Raw genomic sequence first — 1881 nt, 5'->3', positions numbered from 1 at the left:
ATCTAAGATATTATCATTATTTATATCTATATTTCTGATAAAAAAATTATTGTTATTCGAGTAGTAATCAAAATCTCTAGAATCTCCAATAATATAAGGAGAAAATAAAAAAATAAAAGCCAATTTTATGAAACTATTTATTTTTATGATTCTTCTCATAATCAAAAATCTCCTTTAATTTATTAACGTAAGATATTCTTTCTTCTATAGCATACTGACCACCATTAACCAAAAAAGTTACTTGGCGAGTATTATCATCATCAGCAACCAAGTTTATATCAATTGTTGTATGAGTAGGTAATTTCTTTTTTTGATAATTAATTTTTATACCATCTGGGTTAGGATATCTAGCTTTTAATATAGTACCTGGACTTAACAATTTTCCTCTTTTCCAGAAATAGCCACTTACATCAATTGCCAAATGAAGATCACTATTTAAGAGAGAATAATTTGTCTTATAATCATTTCTTCCAATATATTCAAAATATTGTTTATAACCTATCGAACCAATTTTTTCTCCAGAGTGAGTCAATTGTATCAGTCCCCTGCCAATATATGGGTAGTACGACTTACCTTTTAAGTATTCCTGACTTCCTAATTCTTGTGATGTTGAGAAATGAGCCGATTCATGATAGCACTGTGCTAAAAAATGTATTTTTCTTATACAAGTGTTTATATCATATTTTTTCACAGCAATATTAAGTTCTTTTGTAAAATTCTCATATGTTGCTTCCGAAGTTGGAATATTACAATTTTTAGCTGAAAATAATGAATATCCCAAACTTTTTTTGACTTTTGGTTCATAGTCTCTTAGTAGATGAACAATATTTTTAACCTCCTCAACAGTAAAATCCCTATAGCAAAAACACCCGTCTTTTTTAGGTGCTACTTCAACCGGCTTACCATTAGCCTGACTTCGCTGCTCTAGCGTATTTTCTTTTTTCTCACCATCTTGTTTTTGTTCTTTTTTATCTATTTTTTCTGGCTTTTTAGACTGCTTTTGCTCTATTTTTTTCTCCGATACCTCTGAATCCACCGTATTTCTCGTCCTAAAACCCAAAGGATAATACAGTTTCATTCCTTCCGCTAAATAATCGGAATAGTTTATTTGATTATGAAACATTAAAGCCTCCACAGTATTCACACCTAATTCGGCCTCAAGTTTCTCCCAACTATCCCCTTTTCTCACAAGATAATAAGCCCGCTGATAGTTTTGTTCCTCATTGTTTTCATTCGCAAGCGCTCTTGTGTTAATCGTATAAACAGCCGGTAAAAAAGCTTTAATTGATGTCTTTCCTTCCGGCCAAATAAATTTTTCCGTTTCTGAATGTTGTGTCTTTGGAAACTCGCTGTTCCAGAAACTGATAACCAGCTCTTTGGTTGAGTTTGGCGTAGATTCCACCCATTGTTTATTAATCCATATTTTTCCTTGGCTATCTGCTTTCGGAGGTAATCCTGTGACTAAATGACCATTCATATAGAGTTCAAAATAACAATAAGGCATAGCATTTCGTTCATTATCAAAAAACTCAATGCGATATAATTCTTGTTTTGCCATCTCTTTTTCCTATCTCATATTTATATTATCAGTTAATTTTATGCTTAACTTTCAATTTTCGCTTTGCCTACATAGACTTTCAATTGTTCAACGGTTTCACGATAAACTCGACCCGTTCGCGCATCTTCATCAAGCATTCCTTCTGTCACTCTCTCACCTTGACTATCTAAAATCGTATAAGGCACTTTTTTCTCATTACAACGCCCGTAAATATCATAAACATCTAAACGTGTTGAGTAATACGTATTCGGTGTGATGGCATTATTTATTAGGGTTTCAAACGGATTTACACCTTCCGCTTCACCCCCTTCTTGACACAATTC

The 1881-nt window shown here is 32.6% G+C and carries 1 protein-coding gene and 1 pseudogene; both read right to left on the bottom strand.

Annotation, left to right across the window (positions count from 1 at the left end; all coding sequences use genetic code 11):
- Nucleotides 1-133 precede the first annotated feature (133 nt).
- Nucleotides 134-1558, bottom strand: a complete 1425-nt coding sequence (locus BKK47_RS12730; protein WP_244149142.1) for a hypothetical protein — start codon at nucleotides 1556-1558, stop codon at nucleotides 134-136.
- Between the two features lie 44 nt (nucleotides 1559-1602).
- Nucleotides 1603-1881, bottom strand: a pseudogene (locus tag BKK47_RS12505) (bacteriophage T4 gp5 trimerisation domain-containing protein); the annotation flags it as partial.

Origin of the sequence: Rodentibacter mrazii (assembly GCF_001998825.1) — a bacterium.
Classification (GTDB): Bacteria; Pseudomonadota; Gammaproteobacteria; order Enterobacterales; family Pasteurellaceae; genus Rodentibacter; species Rodentibacter mrazii.
This window is presented reverse-complemented; position numbering and strand designations above follow the sequence as displayed.